At 73.9% G+C, this 854-nt stretch carries 1 protein-coding gene; it reads right to left on the bottom strand.

Annotated features, from left to right (window positions below; all coding sequences use genetic code 11):
* A partial coding sequence (locus LG634_RS37535) for an acyltransferase domain-containing protein (protein ID WP_226741029.1) occupies positions 1–854 on the bottom strand: 854 nt, incomplete at both ends.

Raw genomic sequence — 854 nt, 5'->3', positions numbered from 1 at the left:
CGCAGCCGGCGGGTCCGGACCGCGCGCGCGGTGAAGGCGTCGGCCAGCTCGTCCACGGCGTCGGCGTCACCCGAAACGACCGTGGCGTCCGGGCCGTTCACCGCGGCGACGGAGATCCGGCCCTCGTACCCGGCCAAGAGTGGAAGGACGTCCTGCTCGGCGGCCCGTACGGAGAGCATGGCGCCGCCGGTGGGCAGGGCCTGCATCAGCCGGCCGCGGGCGGCGACCAGGGCCGCGGCGTCGGCGAGCGACAGGACGCCCGCCACGTGGGCGGCGGCCAGCTCGCCGATCGAGTGCCCCGCCACGTACTTCGGCTTCACACCGAGGTGTTCCACGAAGCGGTAGAGCGCCACTTCGAGAGCGAACAGGGCGGTCTGCGTGTACAGGGTCTGGTCGAGGAGCGCCGCGTCGTCCTCCCCACCGGTCCCGAACATCACGTCCTTGAGGGACTGGCCGAGGTGGACGTCGAGGTGCTTGCAGGCGTCGTCGAGCGCCTGGGCGAACACCGGCTGGGAGTCGTACAGTTCACGGCCCATGCCGATCCGCTGGCTGCCCTGACCGGTGAACAGGAAGGCCAGGTCGCCGGTGGAGGGCTCGCCCCTGACCAGCCGCGCTGAGGTGCCGCCCGAGGCGAGCGCCGTGAGGTCGGTGAGCAGTTCGGCCCGGTCGGTGGCCACGGCCACGGCACGGTGGTCCAGCGCCGCCCGGTGCACGGCGAGGGACAGGGCGGTGCCCGCGAGCGGGACCGCCGGATCCTCCAGGGCGCCGGCGAGCTGCCGCGCCTGTTCCCGCAGTGCCTCCGGGGACTTGGCGGAGAGGGCCACCGGGACCACGGTGGGGGTGGTGGTGTGGGT

This window comes from Streptomyces bambusae (genome assembly GCF_020532645.1).
GTDB classification, from domain to species: domain Bacteria; phylum Actinomycetota; class Actinomycetes; order Streptomycetales; family Streptomycetaceae; genus Streptomyces; species Streptomyces bambusae.
This window is presented reverse-complemented; position numbering and strand designations above follow the sequence as displayed.